The organism is Bacteroides muris (ex Fokt et al. 2023), from assembly GCF_024704895.1.
Classification (GTDB): Bacteria; Bacteroidota; Bacteroidia; order Bacteroidales; family Bacteroidaceae; genus Bacteroides; species Bacteroides muris.
In genome coordinates this window covers 43,283-63,994 of the sequence record NZ_JAMZEE010000022.1, presented here as the reverse complement: position 1 = coordinate 63,994, position 20,712 = coordinate 43,283, and the positions used below count along the sequence as shown (strand labels likewise).

The window sequence follows — 20,712 nt, the reverse complement described above, 5'->3', positions numbered from 1 at the left end:
TGAAACAGTTTTTTATTGGTGTTTGGCAGTTCATTAGTTATTTGTTCTGGCCTCAGAAGACAGATAAATCAAGGTATGATGCTTAAATAGTTGATTATTATTTAGGATATCTCAATACAGCCAAATATCTTTGTCAAAAATTGCAATCAATAAATAAAGTCTGTTACTATAAAAATATTAAGGATTCGCGACGAACGACAAAAAGTTTTTTGCGAACTACATATCCTAAAAATCATGTAGCTGAGACAGGAATTCTAAGAACAGGATTATGATTTTATCAGAACTAATACAAACTATCCACAACGAGATAGTAAAGCGGGATTTAATGTATGAGCATACACCTGCGAATAAAGCTATTCTCGAGCAGAAGTGCGGTGGAACTTTTGAGGCTGTACTAACAGGGAAAGGGGATACGAAGTGTTTAATTCCTCAAGTAGGAACTTTGCATTTTCTCTTCCGCGGTCAAGGTGAAGAGTATATTCCTTGTTCGCCTTCGCTTTATCGTGGTAATCCGACAGATGTAGAAGTGTTCGTGGAGAGGATGCGCCTTGTGGTGTTCCGACGTTTATTGGCATCCCACCCTGTAGTGGAGCAGTTTTTCCGGAAACATAGATTTCTTGTAGATGAAGAAGGGTTGGCGCAACATTATGGTTTAAAGACCTCGGTTCTGGATTTGACAAGTAGTTTGGAGGTGGCATTGTTTTTTGCAATGTGTCCTTACGACAGCGAACATGACAGGTACTGCTATCATAATGATGGCAAGGAGCATGAGGCTGTTCTATATGTCTTTCTGCCGATATTCGATAATGAACCAATCCCTATGTTGGATGGGAACGGATTCTTAAATGGAAGTATCAAGCCTATTGGTTTGCAGGCATTCAGACGTCCTGGAGCACAGCAAGGGTATGGCTTGCATCTGTCAAAGGAGGAAAGCTTGAAAGCGTATATGTATAGGTTTACGTTCACATGTGAGGAGTCGGAAGCTTACTACAGAAAATTTGCTGATGGTGATGGACTTTGGATAAAAGATGAATTAGTGGATAAAGCAAAGTCAATTACTAAGCAGGAAGTCTTTTCATTCGGTGTGTTCAACGAAACATTTTGCGACTACAGACCTAAAGGATTTTCTGGCAATAAGTTGAAGAAGTGCTTGCCAAACGGCATCAAGTTAAAAACAAAAGTTGAAGATGTGGTCTTTACCGCAGAGGAACGTACTCAAATAATCGAACGATGGAACAACGATTTAGGTAAATCGATGGCTTCTACCATTTTCCGAAAGCAATGGTTTGAACATGAAGGTGTTGAAGATAGCAACGACGGGCAGCAACGTATTGTAGGCATACATAATGAGCATGCATTCAGATCTTTGAAGCAGTTGGAAACCCAGCAAATGCTTTTGATGATAACATGTCCTGATGGTCCTGAAGGTGCTGAGTGGAAAAACTACACCAATACTCCATGTACGAGAAAAAAGATGAAAGCCCCCGACAATACCCAATGGACAAAAGTTCCAGCAAGAATGGAGGATATGTTTGGTAATCTGTATCTGACGGAAAAGGATTGGTGGATATGAAGTAAATGGTGACATTCTATCTCAACTATATGCACTTTTCTCAGAAAAACTACTCCCAAGCACCTTTTTTCTTTGGCTACATGGTTTTTAATCCTCACCTTTGTATCGTTAATCAACGATACGTGTGAATAGGAGTAAGCATCCGATAAAGTACACTAACAACAATGGCCGCAACTCTTTCGTTAGAGTATGCAGCCATTGCTAGTATATGGTAGTAACAGTCATTCCTTTTTCCATCGGTGCGGTAGGAGTTGCACCAGTTCATCATACGATGCTTTCTGCATATATGGCATCCTTGCAATAACATCATTCAGGTAATTCCTCGGATTTACTTCATGTGCCTTGCAGGTAGCCAGCAGTGAACAGACGACACTCATACTGACAGCAGCCTCATGATCGCCACAGAACAGACAGTTCTTTCTACCTAATGTAATTGGACGGATGGCATTTTCCGCCAGATTGTTGTCGATACGTATCCTTCCGTCCATTAGGTAACGCATCATGTTGTCCCATCGGGTATAGGCGTAAGTGATGGCTTTTCCTGTCAGTGAGTTGGAACTATGCTTGATTCCTTCCGTCTCCATCCATGGTTTAAGATTGTCCATGACAGGTTTGGACTTCTTTAAGCGTGTCTCCTTACGCTGTTCTGTGATCAGTTCCCTTTCGTCACATTCATGCTCCACTCTGTAAAGAAGCTGTATTTCCTTCAAGGCATATGCCGCCATTTCTTTATTTTCTTTCTGTGCCTGCTCAAAATGCCGGCGTATGTGGGCCATACAGTTGACTATAAGCACATCGGGGCGGGTCTTGAAGGCGGATTCGTACCCTTCAAAACCATCACATTGGAAGTAGCCTTTATAACCTTTGGTCAATTCCTCTATTACTGTACCGCTTCTTGAACCATTGTTGTAATGGAAGAGCACCAGCCGTTGTACTACAGCCCTGACCATCCACAAATATTCCTTATTGCTTGGGAGGTCTTGTCCAATACCGGAACCGTTGTCTCATCCCCCTGAAGATAACCGGACTTCATGATTTCCGACTTGAGCACTTCGTAAAGGGGCTTGAGCAGTTCTACAGCCGGTTTGAACCAACCGTCTATCGTACTTTCACTTGCCTTAAATCCCAAGTGTCGGAGCTGTCGGACCTGACGGTAGAACGGAAGGTGGTATTCATACTTCTGCAGGAGGATTTCTGCCAACAACGTAGGTCCGGGTATTCCTTTGTTGATTGGAAGCAAGGGCATGGCCGCTATTTCAACGGATTTCTTTCCGTTTGGAGGAAGTGCCGTATTGTCCCTCAAGCCATACTTTGGACGTACTATTTCCTTGATGTACAATTGACCCGGCTTGTGTTCCACCACACGTGTGACTTCTTCACCGGTTTTCTTGTACAGATTCAAGCCGATGCCTTCCGGTTCGATGACCACCCGTTCCAATACGGGAAGGTCTTCCATCATTTTGCGGTTCCTCCGCTCACGTTTCCTGTCCTCTGCCGTTTCCTTGATAGCCCCAACGGCAATGTCATGCGCTTCCTTGATTTCAGAGGCTTTTTCAGGAACCTGTCCACTGAACAGGTCAAGTTGGTTCGGATCAAACGGGGAGAGTTTTTCAGACTTACGGCCAAAGAGCTGACGGTTCAGCCAGGCGACCTGTGCCGTCAGCTCATCAATGCGTTTCTGAAGGGAGGTGTTTGTTGCGGACAAGGAGGAAACTGTAGTATTCAGCGCCTCTATCGTCTTGAGTAATATCTCCTTTTCTTCCATTGTCCGTACCTTTTGAATAATATTTAAAGATACAGGTTTTTATTTATCCGGGCAAATCTTTGACTGGTTTTAATCAGACAATATACTCTTTTCTTTCGGCCCGAAGGCGCCTCAAGCGGTTCTCGGGAGATTCCTGGATGCCTTCAACCATCACGACAAGGTCACGCCATTCCATCGGATAGGATTTCGTTTCCTTGTCATAAAGGGGAATCTTGAAACGGCCGGCCTCCAAACGCTTCACGTACATCACAAGTCCACCATCTTCGGCATGGAGGAGCTTCATCTGCTTGCGGCTGCTACCGATAAATATGAACACATCCCCATTCTTCACGCTACAGCCCATACGCTCATGCACCACACCACACAAGGAGCTGATACCTTTACGCATATCGGTTCTGCTAGGACATAAGAAGTAGCGCATTGTGTCATTCAGGCAGAACATGGCCGTAGGGATAAGAAGTTATCAATCGGGAAGCACTCTCTTCCATTCCTGTATCAAGGCACACATGAACACCATTAGGAAACCGTAAGGTGATGTGACCTGTAGGAGAAGTCAATGCGACTTCCATGGACGGGCGAAGACAAACCTGAGCAAAAGAAACCTCGGATTCTTCAGATTCCTGGTATAGAAACTTACGTTTCCAATAATTATAAGTGGAATAACTCAGACCGTTTTCTCGAAGATACTTCATCAAGGTAAGTCCGCTGTTGCGTTGCAATTCCTGCAACTGCAAAAAATCACTTCTTGTCATAAATGAAACAATTGTAGTTATGAGCACTATTGCTGATGCAAAGGTCGCACATAACTACAACTGAAACAACGGGGATTTATTCGGATGCTTACGAATAGGAAAACGAATTTAAATCTCTAAAGAAAAAAAGTATGAGTGTAATTTTCAGGACGGTGGAGAGACCGTCGGACCCCAGGGTTGAAAACTCTCCCAAGAAGTATTATCCGCAGTTGGTGACATTGGGGCAAAGCGTGGATTTGGCATTTATTGCGCAGAAGATGCAGGACCGCTCTTCTCTGTCTATCGGTGACATCAAGAGTACGATGCAGAACTTTGTGGAAAAGCTGAAAGAGCAGTTGCTGGAAGGAAAGACGGTTAATATAGTCGGGCTGGGTGTCTTTATACTGGCAGCCAAATCGAAAGGTGAGGAAAAGGCTGATGACGTGACAGCCAAGAGTGTGGAGAGCGTCCGTATCTGTTTTCAGGCGAATAGGGAACTGAAGATATCGAAGGCTGCTACCCGCGCTGGAGAAAGGCTGGATTTGGTGAGTTTGGATGATTATCTTAAGGGGAAGACTTCTACAGATGGCGGCTCCGGTTCGGAAGGAGGAGGCTCGGATTCGGATGGAGACCAAGGTGAGAATCCACTGGGATAACAGTAGCTATGAATTATTAATTGGATAATGGATAATCTTTATGAAGAAAACGTGGAATGTGATTTTGAAACTTATTATTGCCGTAGCGAGTGCTGTGGCAGGTGTGATTGGCGGACAGACAATGATGTTTTAGTCCGATAGGATTTGATAAATAAAAAATGAGAAGAGCTGCTGGCAGGAAATCTGTCGGCAGCTCTTTTTTTAATCCTTGTATGCTTCTTCGTGTACCCCCGCTACTGCTCGTCCGCTGGGGTCGTTCTTTCCTTGGAAAGAGGCGTCCCATGCCAGCGCTTCGGCGGTGGAGCATGCCACACTGGGTACGCTGGGAACACTCCGGGCTGCGCTTTCACTGGGGAAATGCTCTTCGAAGATGGTGCGGTAGTAATACTCCTCCTTGTTTTGCGGGGTATGTATCGGGAAACGTTCGGCTGCATGTGCCATCTGTTCGTCGCTGACGGCAGCGGCAGTGACGGCTTTCAGCGTATCAATCCAACTGTAGCCCACACCGTCGGAGAACTGTTCTTTCTGCCGCCAGGCAACGCTCTGTGGGAGCATGTCGGCAAAGGCTTCGCGGACTACTTTCTTTTCTATCTCCTTGCCGGGGCACATCTTGACTGCCGGATTGATGCGCATGGCAATATCCAGGAATTCTTTGTCGAGGAAGGGGACACGTCCTTCCACTCCCCAGGCTGCAAGGCTTTTGTTGGCACGGAGGCAGTCGTACAGATGTAGTTTGGAGAGCTTGCGCACGGTTTCTTCGTGAAAGGCTTGCGGGGTGGGCGCCTTGTGGAAGTAAAGATAACCGCCGAACACCTCGTCCGCACCTTCGCCGCTGAGTACCATCTTGATGCCCATGCTTTTGATGACACGTGCCAGCAGATACATGGGGGTGGAGGCGCGGACAGTGGTTATGTCGTAAGTCTCAATGAAATAGATGACGTCGCGGACAGCATCGAGGCCTTCCTGAACGGTATAGTTTATCTCGTGATGCACGGTACCGATATGACGGGCCACTTCGCGGGCTTTAATCAAGTCGGGAGCACCCTTCAAGCCGACGGCGAAGGAATGGAGCTGCGGCCACCAGGCATCTGCCTTGTTGTTTGTCTCGATGCGTTTGGCGGCATATTTCTTGGCGATGGCAGAGATGACGGAAGAATCGAGTCCGCCACTGAGCAGGACACCGTAGGGGACGTCGGACATCAACTGGCGCTGTACGGCGGCTTCAAGGGCGTCGTGCACGGCAGTGACTTGTGTGCCGTAGGCTGTCTGGCCTATCGAAGCCGGCGCGGCGTTGCGTTCGGCGGCAGGGGTATAGTTGTCCTTCACAGCGGCATAGTCCATCCAGTCGCGGGTGTACCAGCGGTGCATCTTGCCTTCGCACCCACGATAGTAGTGGCCGGGAAGGAAAGGCTCGTACTCATCGCAGAAACCCTCAAGAGCTTTCAGCTCACTGCCGAAGTAGATGTGTCCGTCTTTGTCGCGTCCTATATAAAGGGGTATCACGCCGATGGGGTCGCGGGCGATGAGGTAATCGTCCGTCTCTTCGTCATAGAGGGCAAAGGCGAAGATGCCGTTCAGTTCTTCGAGGAAGCGGATGCCTTTGTCTTTGTAAAGGGCAAGGATGACTTCGCAGTCGGAACCGGTCTGGAAGGCGTATTTTCCGGCATAACGGGCACGGATGTCGCGATGGTTGTAAATCTCGCCGTTGACGGCAAGCACCTGCTTGCGGTCGGGTGAATACAAGGGTTGTCCGCCGGATTCCGGGTCGACAATGGAGAGGCGTTCGTGGGCGAGGATGGCGGAGCCGCCTACGTAGATACCACTCCAGTCCGGTCCGCGATGACGGATTTTCTGCGCCATCCGTAGCGCTTTGTTTCTCAACTCAGGAGTTTGAGACTGTATGTTGAAGATTCCTGCTATTCCACACATGAGAATTAAAAATTAAAGGTTAAAAATTAAAAGGAGGGAAATCATTTCTTGTTTTCTTTTAGGGGGGTGAGGTAACGGTCTATCTCTGTTGCCACTCGTCGTCCGTCGGCCAAGGCACGTACTACAAGGCTGGCGCCGTGGGCGGCATCGCCTGCCACGAATACGTTCTCTGCAAACTTCGGTTGTTCGGGTTTGAGGAAACCCATGGCAAGAAGTACCATATCGGCTTCGATGACCTCTTTCTTGCCCGTAGGTTTCATGGTGGGACGGCCACCGTCTGTTGCCGGAAGCCACTCCACTTCTTCCACTTCCACACCGCATACCCTGCCGTTCTTCCCGATGAACCGGGTGGAGGCGAGAGACCATCGACGGGTACAGCCTTCTTCGTGGCTGCTGGTGGTTTTCAGTACGACGGGCCATTGCGGCCAGGGAGTATCCGGGTTGTGTCCTATGGGCGGTTGGGGCATGATTTCAATCTGGGTTACGCTGACGGCTCCCTGGCGGATGCTGGTGCCTATGCAGTCGGACCCGGTATCGCCGCCGCCGATGACGAGTACCCGTTTGCCGCGGGCGTTGACGAGTTGGTCTTTCGGGAAGGTATCTCCATCCAGAATATGGTTCTGCTGTGCCAGCATGTCGAGGGCAAAGTAGATACCTTTCAGCTCCCTGCCCGGAATGGAGAGGTCGCGGGCGGTGGGCGTACCGGTACAAATGGCGTAGGCATCGAATCCGGCGGGCAGTTTCTGTACATCGACATGGACTCCCATCTTGAACAAGATTCCTTCGGCTTCGAGGATTTTCATGCGGCGGTCGATGACGGCTTTGTCCAGTTTGAAGTTGGGAATGCCATAACGCAGCAGTCCTCCCGGCATCGGTTTGCTATCGAATAGGGTAACTTCGTAACCTTTGGCGTTCAGCCGTACGGCGACGCTCAATCCGGCAGGGCCGGCGCCGATAACGGCTACCTTCTTTCCGTTACGTTCGGGCTTGCACGGTGTGATGTAACCCTCGCGAAAGGCAGCTTCGGCAATGGCGGCTTCATTTTCGCGGATAGTGACCGGCTCGTTGCACGAGAGTTTCAGTACGCATGACTTCTCGCAGAGGGCAGGGCAGATGCGTCCCGTAAATTCCGGAAAATCATTCGTACTGTTCAGTATTTGATAGGCTTCGCGCCATTTGCCCCGGTAGAGTGCGTCTTGGAATTCCGGGTCTTTATTGCCCAGCGGACATGCCCAGTGGCAGAAAGGTACGCCACAGTCCATGCAGCGTGAGGCCTGGAGCTTGCGGTCGTGACTGTTCAGTGTCTGTTCCACTTGGCTGAAGTCTGTGATACGTTCGTGTATCGGACGGTAACCCGCCTCTTGGCGGGGGATATTGAGGAATGCTTTAGGGTCTCCCATATAAAGCCTCTCCCCCCGGCCCCCTCCCCCCCCCGTAGGGAGGGGGAGGGCTGCGCTGTGAGGGTGTGCGTGAGGTAACGCTTGTTTAAGTGGTTAGTATTATTTGATGTAAATCTCTTTTTCTGTATCTACATATATATTGTAGGTCGTTCATTGTTTCTCAGTACTATTTCCTCCTCCTCCCTACGGGGGAGTGGGTGGAGGGAGAGGCTTTAATAGTCTCTCTGCATTTCTGCAATTTTTTGTTGCAGTTTCTGCATCTGCTCCTCTTGCAGCACCTTTTTGTATTCGATAGGGACTACCTGGATGAACTGGTCGGCATAGCGTGGCCAGTCATCGAGCATGGTGCGTGCCAGTTTGGAACCGGTATAGAGGTAGTGCTGGCGGATGAGTTCATGCAGTTCCTTGCGGTAGGAGGCCTCTTCGATGAGGCTCAGCTCCACCATTTCCATATTGCAGAAGTAGTCGAAGTTGCCGTCCCGGTTCCAGACGTAGGCAACACCGCCGGACATGCCTGCGGCAAAGTTGCGTCCCGTCTGTCCGAGGACTACCACGCGTCCGCCGGTCATGTATTCACAACAGTGATCGCCTACTCCCTCCACTACGGCTATGGCACCGGAGTTGCGGACGGCAAAGCGCTCGCCTGCACGGCCGTTGATGTAAACCTCGCCGCTTGTGGCGCCATAAAGCAGGGTGTTGCCTGCAATCGTGTTCTTCTCTGCCTCGAAGTTGCTCCGTACCGGAGGCAGGACGGCGATGCGTCCGCCACTCAGACCTTTGCCCAGATAATCATTGGCTTCGCCTTCCAGCTTGAAGTTTACACCCGACACAAGGAAGGCGCCGAAGCTTTGTCCGGCAGAGCCCTTGAATTTCACGTTCAGCGTATGTTCGGGCAGTCCTTTTTCTCCGTATTTTGAGGCAATGGTACCAGAGAGCATGGCACCGCAGGCACGGTCGGTATTGGCGATGGTGTATTCCAGTGAGATTTCCTTCTGGTTCTCTACGGCTTCGGCAGCTGCATGCAGCATCTCCACGTCTTTTACATGGTCGATGCCATGCTGTTGGTCGGTGACGTGGCGGATGGCGGCTTCGTTGTCTACGCGTGCCAGTAGTTTGTCGAAGCTTATCAACTGATGTTTCCTGATTCCGTCATCCGGCTTGCGGACGATAAGGTCTGTGCGTCCAATGATGTCATCCAGGCGTTCCACACCGATTTCCGCCAGGTATTCGCGTACTTCCTGCGCCAGGAACTTGAAGAAGTTCACCAGATACTCGCTGCGTCCGCGGAAGCGTTTGCGCAGTTCTTGGTTCTGTGTCGCCACCCCTACGGGGCAGGTGTTCTGGTGGCATTTGCGCATCATTACGCAACCCAGTACAATCAGGGCACTTGTAGCGAAACCGAATTCTTCGGCTCCGAGCATTGCCATCAGTATGATGTCGCGGCCTGTTTTGAGCTGTCCGTCCACCTGCAACATCACTTGCCCGCGCAGGCCGTTCAGCACCAGTGTCTGTTGCGTTTCGCTCAAACCGAGTTCGGGCGAGATGCCGGCATAGCGGATAGATGATGCAGGAGAGGCTCCCGTGCCGCCCTCCGCACCCGATATGACTATCAAGTCAGCCTTTGCCTTTGCCACGCCGGCGGCAATGGTGCCCACACCGCTTTCTGCCACCAGCTTTACGCTGATTTTCGCCCGTGGGTTCACGTTCTTCAGGTCGAAGATGAGCTGTGCCAAGTCTTCGATGGAGTAAATGTCGTGGTGGGGCGGGGGAGAAATCAGCGAGATGCCCGGGATGGAGTGGCGGGTCTTGGCAATCACTTCATCCACTTTGAAGCCCGGCAGCTGTCCGCCTTCGCCCGGCTTGGCGCCTTGGGCAATCTTTATCTGTATTTCGTCCGCATTCACCAGATATTCTGCGGTGACACCGAAACGTCCTGAAGCCACCTGCTTGATGGCGCTGCGCAGGCTGGTGCCGTCTTCGCGTGGTGTGAAGCGTGCTCGGTCTTCGCCTCCTTCGCCCGTATTGCTCCGGCCGTGCAGCTTGTTCATGGCAATAGCCATGGCTTCGTGGGCTTCGCGGCTGATGGAGCCGTAGGACATGGCGCCGGTGACAAAACGCTGTACGATGTTCTCTACCGGTTCCACCCGGTCTATGCTGATAGGAGCGCGGCGGAAGTCGAGGAAGTCGCGCAGGAAGATGGGAGCTTCCTTGCTGTCTACCATGGCAGTGAACTCCTTGAATTTCTTATAGCTTCCCAGGCGTGTGGCAAGTTGCAGTGTGCTGATGGTTTCCGGGTTCCAGGCGTGCTTCTCACCATCCTTGCGGAAGGCATACAGTCCGCGGTTCGGCAATAGCTCCGCTTCCCCCTTCTTTTTAATAACCTCCATCCCTTCCTTGTGGAAGGCGATGGCATCACGTGCCACTTCATCCAGGCGTATGCCTCCGATGCGTGAACTCAATCCGCCGAAGTAGGCATTGCTCAACTCCTCGCTCAGTCCTACGGCCTCGAAAATCTTCGCGCCCCGGTAAGAACGGATGGTGCTGATGCCCATCTTGCTCATAATCTTGAACAAGCCTTTGCAGACGGACTTGATATATTTCTTTTCGGCAGTGGCGTAGTCGAGCTGTATTTCCTTTTCGTTCACCAGTTTGTCGATGACGGCAAAAGCCATGTACGGATTCAGTGCGCTGGCTCCGAAACCCAGTAGCAGTGCGGCGTGCATCACCTCACGTATTTCGCCGCTTTCTACAATCAGTGCCGTCTGCACCCGTTTGCCCACAGAGATAAGATGATGGTGTACTGCCGACACGGCAAGCAGTGACGGAATGGCGGCATGGGCGGCGTCTACGTCGCGGTCGGAAAGCACAATGTAGTTCACTCCTTCGTTGACGGATTCTTCTGCCTGCTTGCAGAGGGTTGCCAATGCTTCCTGCAATCCCCGACACCCTTTTGCCACTTCGAAGAGCATGGGCAGCTTCACGGTCTTGAAGCCTTTGTACCGGATGTTGCAGAGAATATCCAGCTGAGCATTGTTCAGGATGGGGTGGTTCAACCTCACCATCTTGCAATGGTTTTCGCTGGGTGTCAGTATGTTCATGCCTACGGCTCCGATGTATTCGGTCAGCGACATTACCAGTTCTTCGCGTATCGGGTCGATGGGAGGGTTGGTGACTTGGGCAAACTGCTGGCGGAAATAGTTGTACAGCAGTTGCGGCTTGTCCGATAGCACGGCAAGCGGTGTATCATTGCCCATGGAGTTGATGGGTTCGGCACCGGTGGTACACATCGGGACAATCAGCCGTTCCACGTCTTCTTTGGAGTAGCCGAAGATGCGCAGCATGCTGTCGTAGTTCTCCACGCTATGGGAGACTTTCCGACCGCTTTTCAGTTCGTCCAGCTCGATGCGGTTGCCGGCCAGCCAGGTGCGGTATGGTTTGGCTTCGGCAAGTTGTTTCTTCAGTTCGCCGTCATAATATATTTCGCCTTTCTCGGTGTCTATAAGCAGTATCTTGCCCGGTTGCAGTCGTCCTTTTTCCTTGATGTCTCCCGGCTCGAAATCCATCACGCCGACTTCGCTGGCCACTACCATCATGCCTCCCTGCGTAATCAGGTAGCGTGCAGGGCGCAGTCCGTTCCTGTCGAGCATGCCGCCTGCATAGCGCCCGTCGCTGAAAAGCAGTGCCGCCGGTCCGTCCCACGGCTCCATCAGGATGGAGTGGTATTCATAGAAAGCTTTCAAGTCTTCGCTGATGGGATTCTTTTCGTTGAACGATTCCGGTACGAGCATGGCCATGGCGTGCGGCAGGCTCAGGCCTGACATGATGAGGAACTCGAGCACATTGTCCAGCGAGGCACTGTCGCTCATGCCCGGTTGCACGATGGGGCGTATCTCCCGGATGTCTCCCAGGGCGGGAGAGGAGAGTACACTCTCACGGGCTTCCATCCAGCCGCGGTTGCCACGGATGGTATTGATTTCGCCGTTGTGTGCCAGCAGGCGGAAAGGCTGTGCCAGTCCCCAGGTGGGAAAAGTGTTGGTGCTGAAACGGGAGTGTACCAGTGCCAGCCCGCTGGTGAAGTAGCTGTTGGTGAGGTCGGGGAAGTAGTTGCGCAACTGCAAGGAAGAGAGCATGCCTTTGTAGACGATATTCTTCGTAGAGAGCGAGACGATGTAGAAATCCTCGCGGGTGGGGATGTCCGACTTGCGTATTCTGTTCTCTATCCTTTTCCTTATTATATAGAGTTTGCGGTCGGCAGTTTCGCTTTCCGTAAATCCGGTAATGAAAATTTGCTTGATGTCCGGTTTGTTGGCAAGAGCCGCTTCTCCCAATATTTCGGGGCAAGTGGGCACGTTGCGCAGATGCATCAGGGTCAATCCCTCCTTTTCAATCTCTTCGATAATGACGCTCAAGATGGTTGCCTGGTCTTTCTCGTCTTTGGGAAGGAAAAGCAGGCCGGTGCCGTATTTCCCTTTCTCGGGAACGGGAATGCCCTGCAACAGAATGAATTCGTGCGGTATCTGCAACATAATACCGGCGCCGTCTCCGGTTTTGTTGTCCGCTCCTTCCGCTCCACGGTGGCGCATGTTTTCCAGTACCTTCAATGCCGATTCTATCAGTTCGTGTGATTTCCCTCCCTGGATATTGACCAGCATGCCTACCCCGCAGGCATCATGCTCATGGGATGCCTCATACAAGCCCAACTGTTTGGGCTGTCGTTGGTAATCCTCTACTTTTGTTTTGCTGTTAAAAAGTTCTTGTTTCATGACTATAAACTTTCTTTATTGCTGGATAATATTATTTGTGGTGTCAAAATGTTTGGCAAATATATTGTATTAATTGCAAAATGATAACATAAATCCCTGCCTTCTTTCTTGCAAAATTCCTGCGATAGGGGATGAAGTTATGAATTGACGGAAAATGCCCTATGTTTTCTTTTAATCCTAAATCAAAACCGGATTGTTTGGTTTTGATTTATAAATTAGACCTTTTGCTTATAAAATAATGTTTTCTTTAACTTTTTGATATAAAAACAACTTTTCTCTATTCTTCTGATAAATAAATAGTGGAAAAGTTAACTTTATGTTCTTAAGAATATATATATTTGCAGCGCAGAATCAAATACTGATACATTATGTGTGGAATAGTAGGCTATATAGGTCAAAGGAAAGCCTGCCCCATTTTTATCAAAGGTCTGAAGCGGTTGGAGTACCGTGGATATGATAGTGCGGGGGTAGCATTAATCAGTGATAACCGACAGTTGAACATATACAAAGCGAAAGGTAAGGTTTCGGAACTTGAAGCTTTCGTTGCTCAAAAAGATATTTCCGGTAGCATTGATATTGCACATACACGTTGGGCTACTCATGGAGAACCTTGCTCTGTCAATGCCCATCCCCATTATTCCTCTTCCGAACGTCTCGCCCTCATCCATAACGGCATCATTGAAAACTACGCCGTCCTTAAAGAAAAACTTCAAGCCAAAGGTTATCTATTTGAAAGCAGCACTGATACCGAGGTGCCGATACAGCTCATTGAATATATTCAGGTGACAAACCATATTGGACTTACTGACGGCGGTGCGACTTGCCTTGCAGGAAGTGACTGGGGCGTATGCCATTTGCAATCGGGCTGCGCTTGGGGAGATGTAAATGTAAATATGTACGCTATATAGAAAAAGAAAATTGTACACTTAAAGTTGTACATTGTAAATGGTAAATTGTAAATGCAAAGATGGAACAACTGAAGCATGAATGTGGCGTTGCCATGATACGCCTGCTGAAACCGCTGGAGTACTATGAAGAGAAGTACGGAACATGGATGTATGGACTGAACAAGCTCTATCTTCTGATGGAGAAACAACACAATCGCGGGCAAGAGGGTGCCGGACTGGCCTGTGTGAAACTGGAAGCCAGTCCCGGCGAGGAATATATGTTCCGTGAGCGTGCTCTCGGTCCGAGTGCCATTACCGAAATTTTCGGTACGGTGCAGAGTCACTTCAAGGACCTGACCAAGGAGCAGTTGCATGATGCGGAATATGCCAAGCGCGTGCTGCCTTTTGCCGGGGAGGTTTATATGGGACACCTGCGCTACTCCACTACCGGCAAGTCCGGCATCTCGTATGTGCACCCGTTTCTCCGGAGAAACAACTGGCGTGCCAAGAATCTTGCCCTCTGCGGCAACTTCAACATGACGAACGTAGATGAAATCTTCGCACGCATTACCGCCATCGGACAGCATCCTCGCAAATATGCCGATACCTACATCATACTGGAGCAGTTGGGGCATCGCCTTGACCGCGAAGTGGAGCGCCTCTTCAACCTTGCCGAAGCAGAGGGGCTGGCAGGTATGGACATCACCCATTACATAGAAGGCTACATCGATCTTGCCAACGTGTTGCGCACTTCGAGCAAGGAGTGGGATGGGGGATACGTGATGTGTGGGCTCACCGGAAGCGGAGAGACTTTTGCCGTACGCGACCCGTGGGGCATCCGTACTGCCTTCTGGTATCAGGATGACGAAATAGCGGTGCTTGCCAGTGAACGTCCCGTGATACAGACAGCCCTTAATGTTCCTGTCGGTTCCATCAAGGAGCTGCAACCCGGACAAGCCGTGTTTATCAACAAGTCCGGCAAGGTGCGTACCGCGCAAATCAACAAGCCGCGCAAGATGAAGCCTTGTTCCTTCGAGCGCATCTACTTCAGCCGGGGCAGTGATACGGATATTTACCGGGAACGTAAACTGTTGGGCGAGAAACTTGTACCCAACATATTGAAAGCCATCGACAACGATGTGGATCATACCGTCTTTTCTTTCATCCCCAATACGGCGGAAGTCGCCTTCTACGGAATGTTGCAAGGATTGGACAACTACCTCAACGAGGAGAAGGTGCAGCAGATTGCCGCCTTGGGGCATAGTCCCAGCCATGAAGAGCTGGAGCATATCTTGTCACGGCGCATACGGAGCGAGAAGGTGGCTATCAAGGACATTAAGCTGCGTACCTTCATTGCCGAAGGAAACAGCCGGAACGACCTTGCCGCCCATGTGTACGACATCACTTACGGAAGCCTCGTTCCGGGAGTGGATAACCTGGTGGTCATCGACGACTCGATAGTGCGCGGAACCACCTTGAGACAGAGCATCATCGGTATTCTCGACCGTTTGAGTCCGAAGAAGATAGTCATTGTGAGCTCTTCACCGCAGGTACGTTATCCCGACTATTATGGCATCGACATGGCCCGGATGAGTGAATTCATCGCTTTCAAGGCTGCCGTGGAACTGCTGAAGGAGCGTGAGATGCGCGATGTAATAGCCGCCGCCTACCGCAAGTCCAAAGAGCAGGTGGGACTGCCCAAAGAGCAGATGGTGAATTATGTGAAGGAGATTTATGCTCCTTTCACAGACGAAGAAATCTCTGCCAAGATGGTGGAACTGCTCACTCCCAAAGGGACGAAAGCCAAGGTACAGATTGTCTACCAGCCTCTCGAAGGGCTGCATGAGGCCTGCCCCAAGCATGCTGGCGACTGGTACTTCAGCGGCGATTATCCTACGCCGGGCGGTGTGAAACTGCTGAACAAGGCATTTATTGATTATGTAGAACAAGTCTATCAATTTTAAAAGCCTCTTCCCCCAACTCCCCTCTCCCGTAGTGGAGGGGGAGGAGATAGAACGGCAATGGGGAGAGGATGATTGAATTGTAATGGAATAATTATTTGATTAACAATATATTTATGAATAGCAACAATGACAAAGTGAATGTAACTTCTTCCTCCTGCCTACGGGGGGAGGGAAAGGGAGTGAGGCTTCTCCTGGATGACGGCACCGTGTTTTGCGGCAAATCGTTTGGCTTTGAAAAGCCGGTAGCGGGAGAGGTCGTTTTCAATACGGCCATGACGGGTTATCCCGAGAGCCTGACCGACCCTTCGTATGCCGGGCAGTTGATGACCCTGACCTATCCGTTGGCGGGCAATTACGGTGTGCCGCCTTTCACGCTCGAACCGGACGGGCTTGCTACCTTCATGGAGAGTGAGCATATCCATGCCGAAGCCATTATCGTCAGCGATTATTCCGAAAACTACAGCCACTGGAATGCCGTGGAAAGCCTGGGCGACTGGCTGAAACGCGAACAGATTCCGGGAATTATGGGCATTGATACCCGCGAACTGACCAAAGTGCTTCGCGAGCACGGGGTGATGATGGGGCGTATAGTCTTCGACGATGAAGTGGACAATAAACAATTGCCAAAGGACGATTATGGTGAGATAAACTATGTGGATAAGGTCAGTTGCAAGGACATCATCGTATATGGCGGAACAGAAAGCCGTCGTTTTGACATCGGCACCCCCACGGCGCAGCTCAATTGTCAATTGTCAACTGCCGGTTCTCAACGGAAACGCGTAGTGCTTGTGGATTGCGGTGTCAAGCACAACATCATCCGTTGTCTGCTGAGGCGTGGTGTCGAAGTGGTCCGTGTTCCCTGGAACTACGATTATAACGGGCTGGAGTTCGACGGTCTGTTCATCTCCAACGGTCCCGGCGACCCTGATACCTGCGATGCTGCCGTACGGAATATCCGCAAGGCGATGCAAAACGAGAAACTGCCTATCTTCGGCATATGTATGGGGAACCAGTTGCTTTCCAAGGCGGGGGGCGCCAAGATATACAAACTGAAATATGGACACCGCAGCCATAACCAGCCGGTGCGCATGGTGGGTACTGAGCGTTGTTTCATCACCTCCCAGAATCATGGTTACGCCGTAGACAACAACACGCTGTCGGAAGACTGGGAACCGTTGTTCATCAATATGAACGATGGCTCCAATGAGGGCATCCGGCATAAGCGAAATCCTTGGTTCTCCGCACAGTTCCACCCCGAAGCTGCCAGCGGGCCGACGGATACGGAGTTCCTTTTCGACGAGTTCGTTAAGCTGTTATAGTAAGAGAATTTTACCAATATGGGTTGCGCTTGTAACCGTCTGGTAATCAGTGTGTAAGAAAATGCTATAATGAGTCCCTGACTCAATGCCATTCAGTCCCTGAGTGAATGCCTTTCAGTCCCTGACTCAATGCCATTCAATTGGCGACTGATTGTGAAAGTAAAAAAAAGATAAGGTTTTATTACTGTCGTTACACTTTTTAATAAACAGATATGCAAATGAAAGAAAACAATATAAAGAAAGTCCTGTTGCTTGGTTCCGGCGCACTGAAAATCGGTGAGGCGGGAGAATTTGACTATTCCGGTTCGCAGGCACTCAAGGCGTTGAAGGAGGAAGGTATCTACACGGTTCTCATCAACCCGAACATAGCCACGGTGCAGACCTCGGAAGGAGTTGCCGACCAGATTTACTTCCTGCCCGTCACTCCTTACTTCGTGGAGAAGGTGATAGAGAAAGAGCGTCCGGACGGCATCATGCTTGCTTTTGGCGGACAGACGGCGCTGAACTGCGGTGTTTCTCTCTATAAGGACAAGGTTTTCGAGAAGTACGGGGTGAAAGTTCTAGGCACTCCCGTGCAGGCTATCATTGACACGGAAGACCGTGAGATTTTTGTGCAGAAACTGAATGAGATTGACGTAAAGACCATCAAGAGCGAAGCTGTGGAGAACGCGGACGATGCCCGTCGCGCAGCCCGGGAACTGGGATATCCGGTCATCGTGCGTGCCGCATACGCGCTCGGCGGATTGGGTTCGGGTTTCTGCGACAATGAAGAAGAACTGAATGTGCTGGTGGAGAAGGCCTTCTCCTTCTCTCCGCAGGTGTTGGTGGAGAAATCGCTGAAGGGCTGGAAGGAAGTGGAATACGAGGTGGTACGCGACCGTTTTGACAACTGTGTCACGGTTTGTAACATGGAAAACTTCGACCCGCTGGGCATCCATACGGGCGAGTCCATCGTTATTGCCCCGTCGCAGACGTTGAGCAATACGGACTATCATAAATTACGTGAACTAGCTATCCGCATTATCCGTCATATCGGCATTGTAGGAGAGTGTAACGTACAGTACGCTTACGACCCGATGAGCGAAGACTACCGGGTAATCGAGGTGAATGCACGCTTGAGCCGTTCATCCGCATTGGCCTCTAAAGCAACGGGTTATCCGTTGGCATTTGTAGCGGCGAAACTTGGCTTGGGCTATGGCTTGTTCGACTTGAACAACTCTGTGACGAAGACGACAAGCGCTTTCTTTGAACCTGCTCTGGACTATGTGGTCTGCAAGATACCGCGTTGGGACTTGGGCAAGTTCCACGGGGTGGACAAGGAGCTCGGTTCTTCCATGAAGTCGGTTGGCGAAGTAATGGCTATCGGCCGCACTTTTGAGGAAGCTATCCAAAAGGGGCTTCGCATGATAGGCCAGGGTATGCACGGCTTCGTAGAGAACAAGGAGCTTGTAATATCCGATATCGACAAGGCTCTGCGCGAACCTACCGACAAGCGCATCTTTGTCATTTCAAAAGCTTTCCGTGCCGGATATACGGTAGACCAGGTGCACGAGCTGACCAAGATTGACAAATGGTTCCTCGAAAAGCTGATGAACATCATGAAGACGTCAAAGAAGTTGCACTCCTTCCGGCTGTCAACTCCCAATGCCGAATTATCAACTGTCAATCATCAACTGTCAACAATCCCCGTGGGCTTGTTGCGCAAGGCAAAAGTGCAAGGCTTTTCCGATTTCCAGATTGCCCGTGCCATCGGCTTCGAAGGAGACATGGAAAACGGCATCCTGTACATTCGCAACTATCGTAAGCATGCAGGCATCCTGCCCGTAGTAAAGCAGATTGATACTCTTGCCGCCGAGTATCCCGCACAGACCAACTATCTGTACCTGACGTATAGCGGTGTTGCCAACGACGTTCATTATCTGGGCGACAAGAAGAGCATCGTCGTATTGGGTTCCGGCGCCTACCGTATCGGTTCTTCCGTAGAGTTCGACTGGTGTGGCGTGCAGGCTCTGAACACCATCCGCAAGGAGGGCTACCGCAGTGTCATGATAAACTATAATCCTGAAACCGTGTCTACGGACTATGATATGTGCGACCGCCTTTATTTCGACGAACTTACCTTCGAGCGCGTGATGGATATTCTCGAACTGGAGAATCCCCACGGAGTGATTGTTTCTACCGGCGGCCAGATTCCTAACAACCTAGCCTTGCGCCTCGATGCGCAGAAGGTACCTATCCTCGGTACAAGCGCCAAGAGCATCGACAATGCCGAAGACCGTGACAAGTTCTCCGCCATGCTCGACCGCATCGGTGTGGACCAGCCCGAATGGCGGGCGCTGACCTCTCTGGAGGATATCAACGCCTTTGTGGATAAAGTGGGCTTCCCGGTATTGGTTCGGCCTTCCTATGTATTGTCCGGTGCCGCGATGAACGTCTGCTCCAACCGGGAGGAACTGGAACGTTTCCTGAAGCTGGCAGCGAATGTCAGCAAGAAACACCCCGTAGTGGTAAGCCAGTTCATTGAGCATGCCAAGGAGGTGGAGATGGATGCTGTGGCGCAGGACGGTGAGATTATTGCGTACGCCATCAGTGAGCATATCGAGTTTGCCGGGGTACATTCCGGCGACGCTACCATCCAGTTCCCGCCGCAGAAGTTGTATGTCGAGACGGTTCGCCGCATCAAGCGCATCAGCCGCGAGATAGCCCGTGAGCTGAATATCTCCGGTCCGTTCAATATCCAGTATCTGGCACGCGAAAACGATATCAAGGTGATTGAGTGTAACCTCCGTGCCAGCCGTTCGTTCCCGTTTGTCAGCAAGGTGCTAAAGATAAACCTTATTGAGCTGGCTACGAAAGTGATGCTTGGCCTCCCCGTGCAGAAGCCGGACAAGAATCTGTTCGACCTGGACTATGTAGGCATCAAGGCGAGCCAGTTCTCCTTCAACCGTCTGCAGAAGGCAGACCCGGTGCTGGGTGTGGATATGGCAAGCACGGGAGAGGTGGGTTGCATCGGCAGCGATACTTCCTGCGCCATTCTCAAGGCGATGCTCTCCGTGGGCTACCGCATTCCCGAGAAGAATATCCTGCTTTCTACCGGTACTCCGAAGCAGAAGGTGGACATGCTTTCTGCCGCGCGTATGCTTCAGAAGAAGGGGTATAAGATATTTGCCACAGGTGGTTCCAGCAACTTCCTTACGGAGAATGGCGTGGAGAATACACGCGTCTACTGGCCCAGCGAACCCGAACGACAGCCGCAGGCACTCGACATGTTGCACCGCAAGGAAATAGACATGGTGGTCAATATCCCGAAGAACCTCACCGCAGGCGAGCTGGATAACGGCTACAAGATACGCCGCGCCGCCATCGACCTTAATATTCCGCTGATAACGAATGCCCGTCTGGCAAGTGCGTTCATCAATGCATTCTGCACGATGACGCCGGATGACTTGGCCATTAAGTCGTGGGCGGACTACAAATGAGATGCCAGAAGCGGGGGCTGAATCTCTTGTTGTTGCAGAAGGTTATTGAAATTCTACAAGAAACGGGAAGCTTACCTTCAGAATACAAACCTCATCTTCTGCCCGGGCAATTTGCGCGATGCGGGGGGAGTGCCATGTCAAGCCGGATGGGTTATTGATATGGGAGCAGGATGATAAGGAATTAACATTGCTTCTGCTCAATACAGGAACACATTCTGATTTATTTTAATACCCAATTGTGTTTTT

Annotated in this window: 11 protein-coding genes and 3 pseudogenes; 8 read left to right on the top strand and 6 right to left on the bottom strand. The window is 50.6% G+C overall.

The genetic code is table 11. The features are described from left to right. Positions 1-268 precede the first annotated feature (268 nt). Positions 269-1,573, top strand: coding sequence for an FRG domain-containing protein (locus M1B78_RS10465; protein WP_257940633.1), 1,305 nt, complete (start codon positions 269-271; stop codon positions 1,571-1,573). 221 nt (positions 1,574-1,794) lie between these two features. On the opposite strand, the pseudogene tnpC reads toward M1B78_RS10465, so the two are convergent. The 3 genes and pseudogenes from tnpC to tnpA all read right to left on the bottom strand — a co-directional run bounded on the left by tnpC (position 1,795) and on the right by tnpA (position 4,090). After that, positions 1,795-3,338, bottom strand: a pseudogene (gene tnpC / locus M1B78_RS10460) (IS66 family transposase). 73 nt (positions 3,339-3,411) lie between these two features. Further along, complete coding sequence (gene tnpB / locus M1B78_RS10455) at positions 3,412-3,759, bottom strand: IS66 family insertion sequence element accessory protein TnpB (protein ID WP_081023387.1); 348 nt, start codon at positions 3,757-3,759, stop codon at positions 3,412-3,414. Positions 3,760-3,763: 4 nt separating this feature from the next. Further along, entirely contained in the window at positions 3,764-4,090 is a 327-nt protein-coding gene (tnpA, locus tag M1B78_RS10450) for an IS66 family insertion sequence element accessory protein TnpA (RefSeq protein WP_257940632.1), read from the bottom strand. 131 nt (positions 4,091-4,221) lie between these two features. On the opposite strand from tnpA, the gene M1B78_RS10445 reads away from it, so the two are divergent. Beyond that, positions 4,222-4,725 carry an HU family DNA-binding protein gene (locus M1B78_RS10445; RefSeq protein WP_257940631.1) on the top strand — a complete coding sequence of 168 codons (504 nt, stop codon included), beginning with the start codon at positions 4,222-4,224 and terminating at the stop codon, positions 4,723-4,725. A 40-nt stretch (positions 4,726-4,765) separates the two neighbouring features. Beyond that, a complete protein-coding gene (locus M1B78_RS10440; protein WP_005837261.1) occupies positions 4,766-4,858 on the top strand; it encodes a smalltalk protein in 93 nt (30 codons plus the stop codon). Between the two features lie 68 nt (positions 4,859-4,926). On the opposite strand, the gene asnB is transcribed toward M1B78_RS10440, so the two are convergent. The 3 genes from asnB to gltB form a co-directional block, all read right to left on the bottom strand. Further along, the gene (gene asnB / locus M1B78_RS10435) at positions 4,927-6,654 is read right to left on the bottom strand and encodes an asparagine synthase B (protein ID WP_257940630.1); all 1,728 of its coding nucleotides are present in this window, start codon (positions 6,652-6,654) and stop codon (positions 4,927-4,929) included. Positions 6,655-6,695: 41 nt separating this feature from the next. Continuing rightward, entirely contained in the window at positions 6,696-8,054 is a 1,359-nt protein-coding gene (locus M1B78_RS10430) for a glutamate synthase subunit beta (protein ID WP_257940629.1), read from the bottom strand. A gap of 212 nt (positions 8,055-8,266) precedes the next feature. Beyond that, complete coding sequence (gltB, locus tag M1B78_RS10425; RefSeq protein ID WP_257940628.1) at positions 8,267-12,817, bottom strand: glutamate synthase large subunit; 4,551 nt, start codon at positions 12,815-12,817, stop codon at positions 8,267-8,269. A 368-nt stretch (positions 12,818-13,185) separates the two neighbouring features. Between gltB and M1B78_RS10420 the strand changes: the two are divergent. The 5 genes and pseudogenes from M1B78_RS10420 to M1B78_RS10400 form a co-directional block, all read left to right on the top strand. Further along, positions 13,186-13,672 (top strand): annotated as a pseudogene (locus M1B78_RS10420) (glutamine--fructose-6-phosphate transaminase (isomerizing)); the annotation flags it as partial. A gap of 112 nt (positions 13,673-13,784) precedes the next feature. Continuing rightward, on the top strand, positions 13,785-15,668 hold the full coding sequence (locus M1B78_RS10415) for an amidophosphoribosyltransferase (protein WP_176468564.1): 1,884 nt from the start codon (positions 13,785-13,787) through the stop codon (positions 15,666-15,668). Positions 15,669-15,781: 113 nt separating this feature from the next. Beyond that, positions 15,782-16,987 (top strand): glutamine-hydrolyzing carbamoyl-phosphate synthase small subunit, encoded by a 1,206-nt coding sequence (carA, locus tag M1B78_RS10410; RefSeq protein WP_257940627.1) that lies wholly within the window; start codon positions 15,782-15,784, stop codon positions 16,985-16,987. Positions 16,988-17,205: 218 nt separating this feature from the next. Beyond that, the gene (gene carB / locus M1B78_RS10405) at positions 17,206-20,466 is read left to right on the top strand and encodes a carbamoyl-phosphate synthase (glutamine-hydrolyzing) large subunit (protein ID WP_257940626.1); all 3,261 of its coding nucleotides are present in this window, start codon (positions 17,206-17,208) and stop codon (positions 20,464-20,466) included. Further along, positions 20,463-20,695, top strand: a pseudogene (locus tag M1B78_RS10400) (type II toxin-antitoxin system mRNA interferase toxin, RelE/StbE family). Before carB ends, M1B78_RS10400 begins: the two are co-directional and overlap by 4 nt. Positions 20,696-20,712 lie beyond the last annotated feature (17 nt).

Excerpts from the sequence above, each read along its gene's own strand:
- M1B78_RS10465 (WP_257940633.1), top strand. The coding sequence starts at position 269 with ATGATTTTATCAGAACTAATACAAACTATCCACAACGAGATAGTAAAG.
- tnpB (WP_081023387.1), bottom strand. The coding sequence starts at position 3,759 with ATGCGCTACTTCTTATGTCCTAGCAGAACCGATATGCGTAAAGGTATC.
- tnpA (WP_257940632.1), bottom strand. The coding sequence starts at position 4,090 with ATGACAAGAAGTGATTTTTTGCAGTTGCAGGAATTGCAACGCAACAGC.
- M1B78_RS10445 (WP_257940631.1), top strand. The coding sequence starts at position 4,222 with ATGAGTGTAATTTTCAGGACGGTGGAGAGACCGTCGGACCCCAGGGTT.
- M1B78_RS10440 (WP_005837261.1), top strand. The coding sequence starts at position 4,766 with ATGAAGAAAACGTGGAATGTGATTTTGAAACTTATTATTGCCGTAGCG.
- asnB (WP_257940630.1), bottom strand. The coding sequence starts at position 6,654 with ATGTGTGGAATAGCAGGAATCTTCAACATACAGTCTCAAACTCCTGAG.
- M1B78_RS10430 (WP_257940629.1), bottom strand. The coding sequence starts at position 8,054 with ATGGGAGACCCTAAAGCATTCCTCAATATCCCCCGCCAAGAGGCGGGT.
- gltB (WP_257940628.1), bottom strand. The coding sequence starts at position 12,817 with ATGAAACAAGAACTTTTTAACAGCAAAACAAAAGTAGAGGATTACCAA.
- M1B78_RS10415 (WP_176468564.1), top strand. The coding sequence starts at position 13,785 with ATGGAACAACTGAAGCATGAATGTGGCGTTGCCATGATACGCCTGCTG.
- carA (WP_257940627.1), top strand. The coding sequence starts at position 15,782 with ATGAATAGCAACAATGACAAAGTGAATGTAACTTCTTCCTCCTGCCTA.
- carB (WP_257940626.1), top strand. The coding sequence starts at position 17,206 with ATGAAAGAAAACAATATAAAGAAAGTCCTGTTGCTTGGTTCCGGCGCA.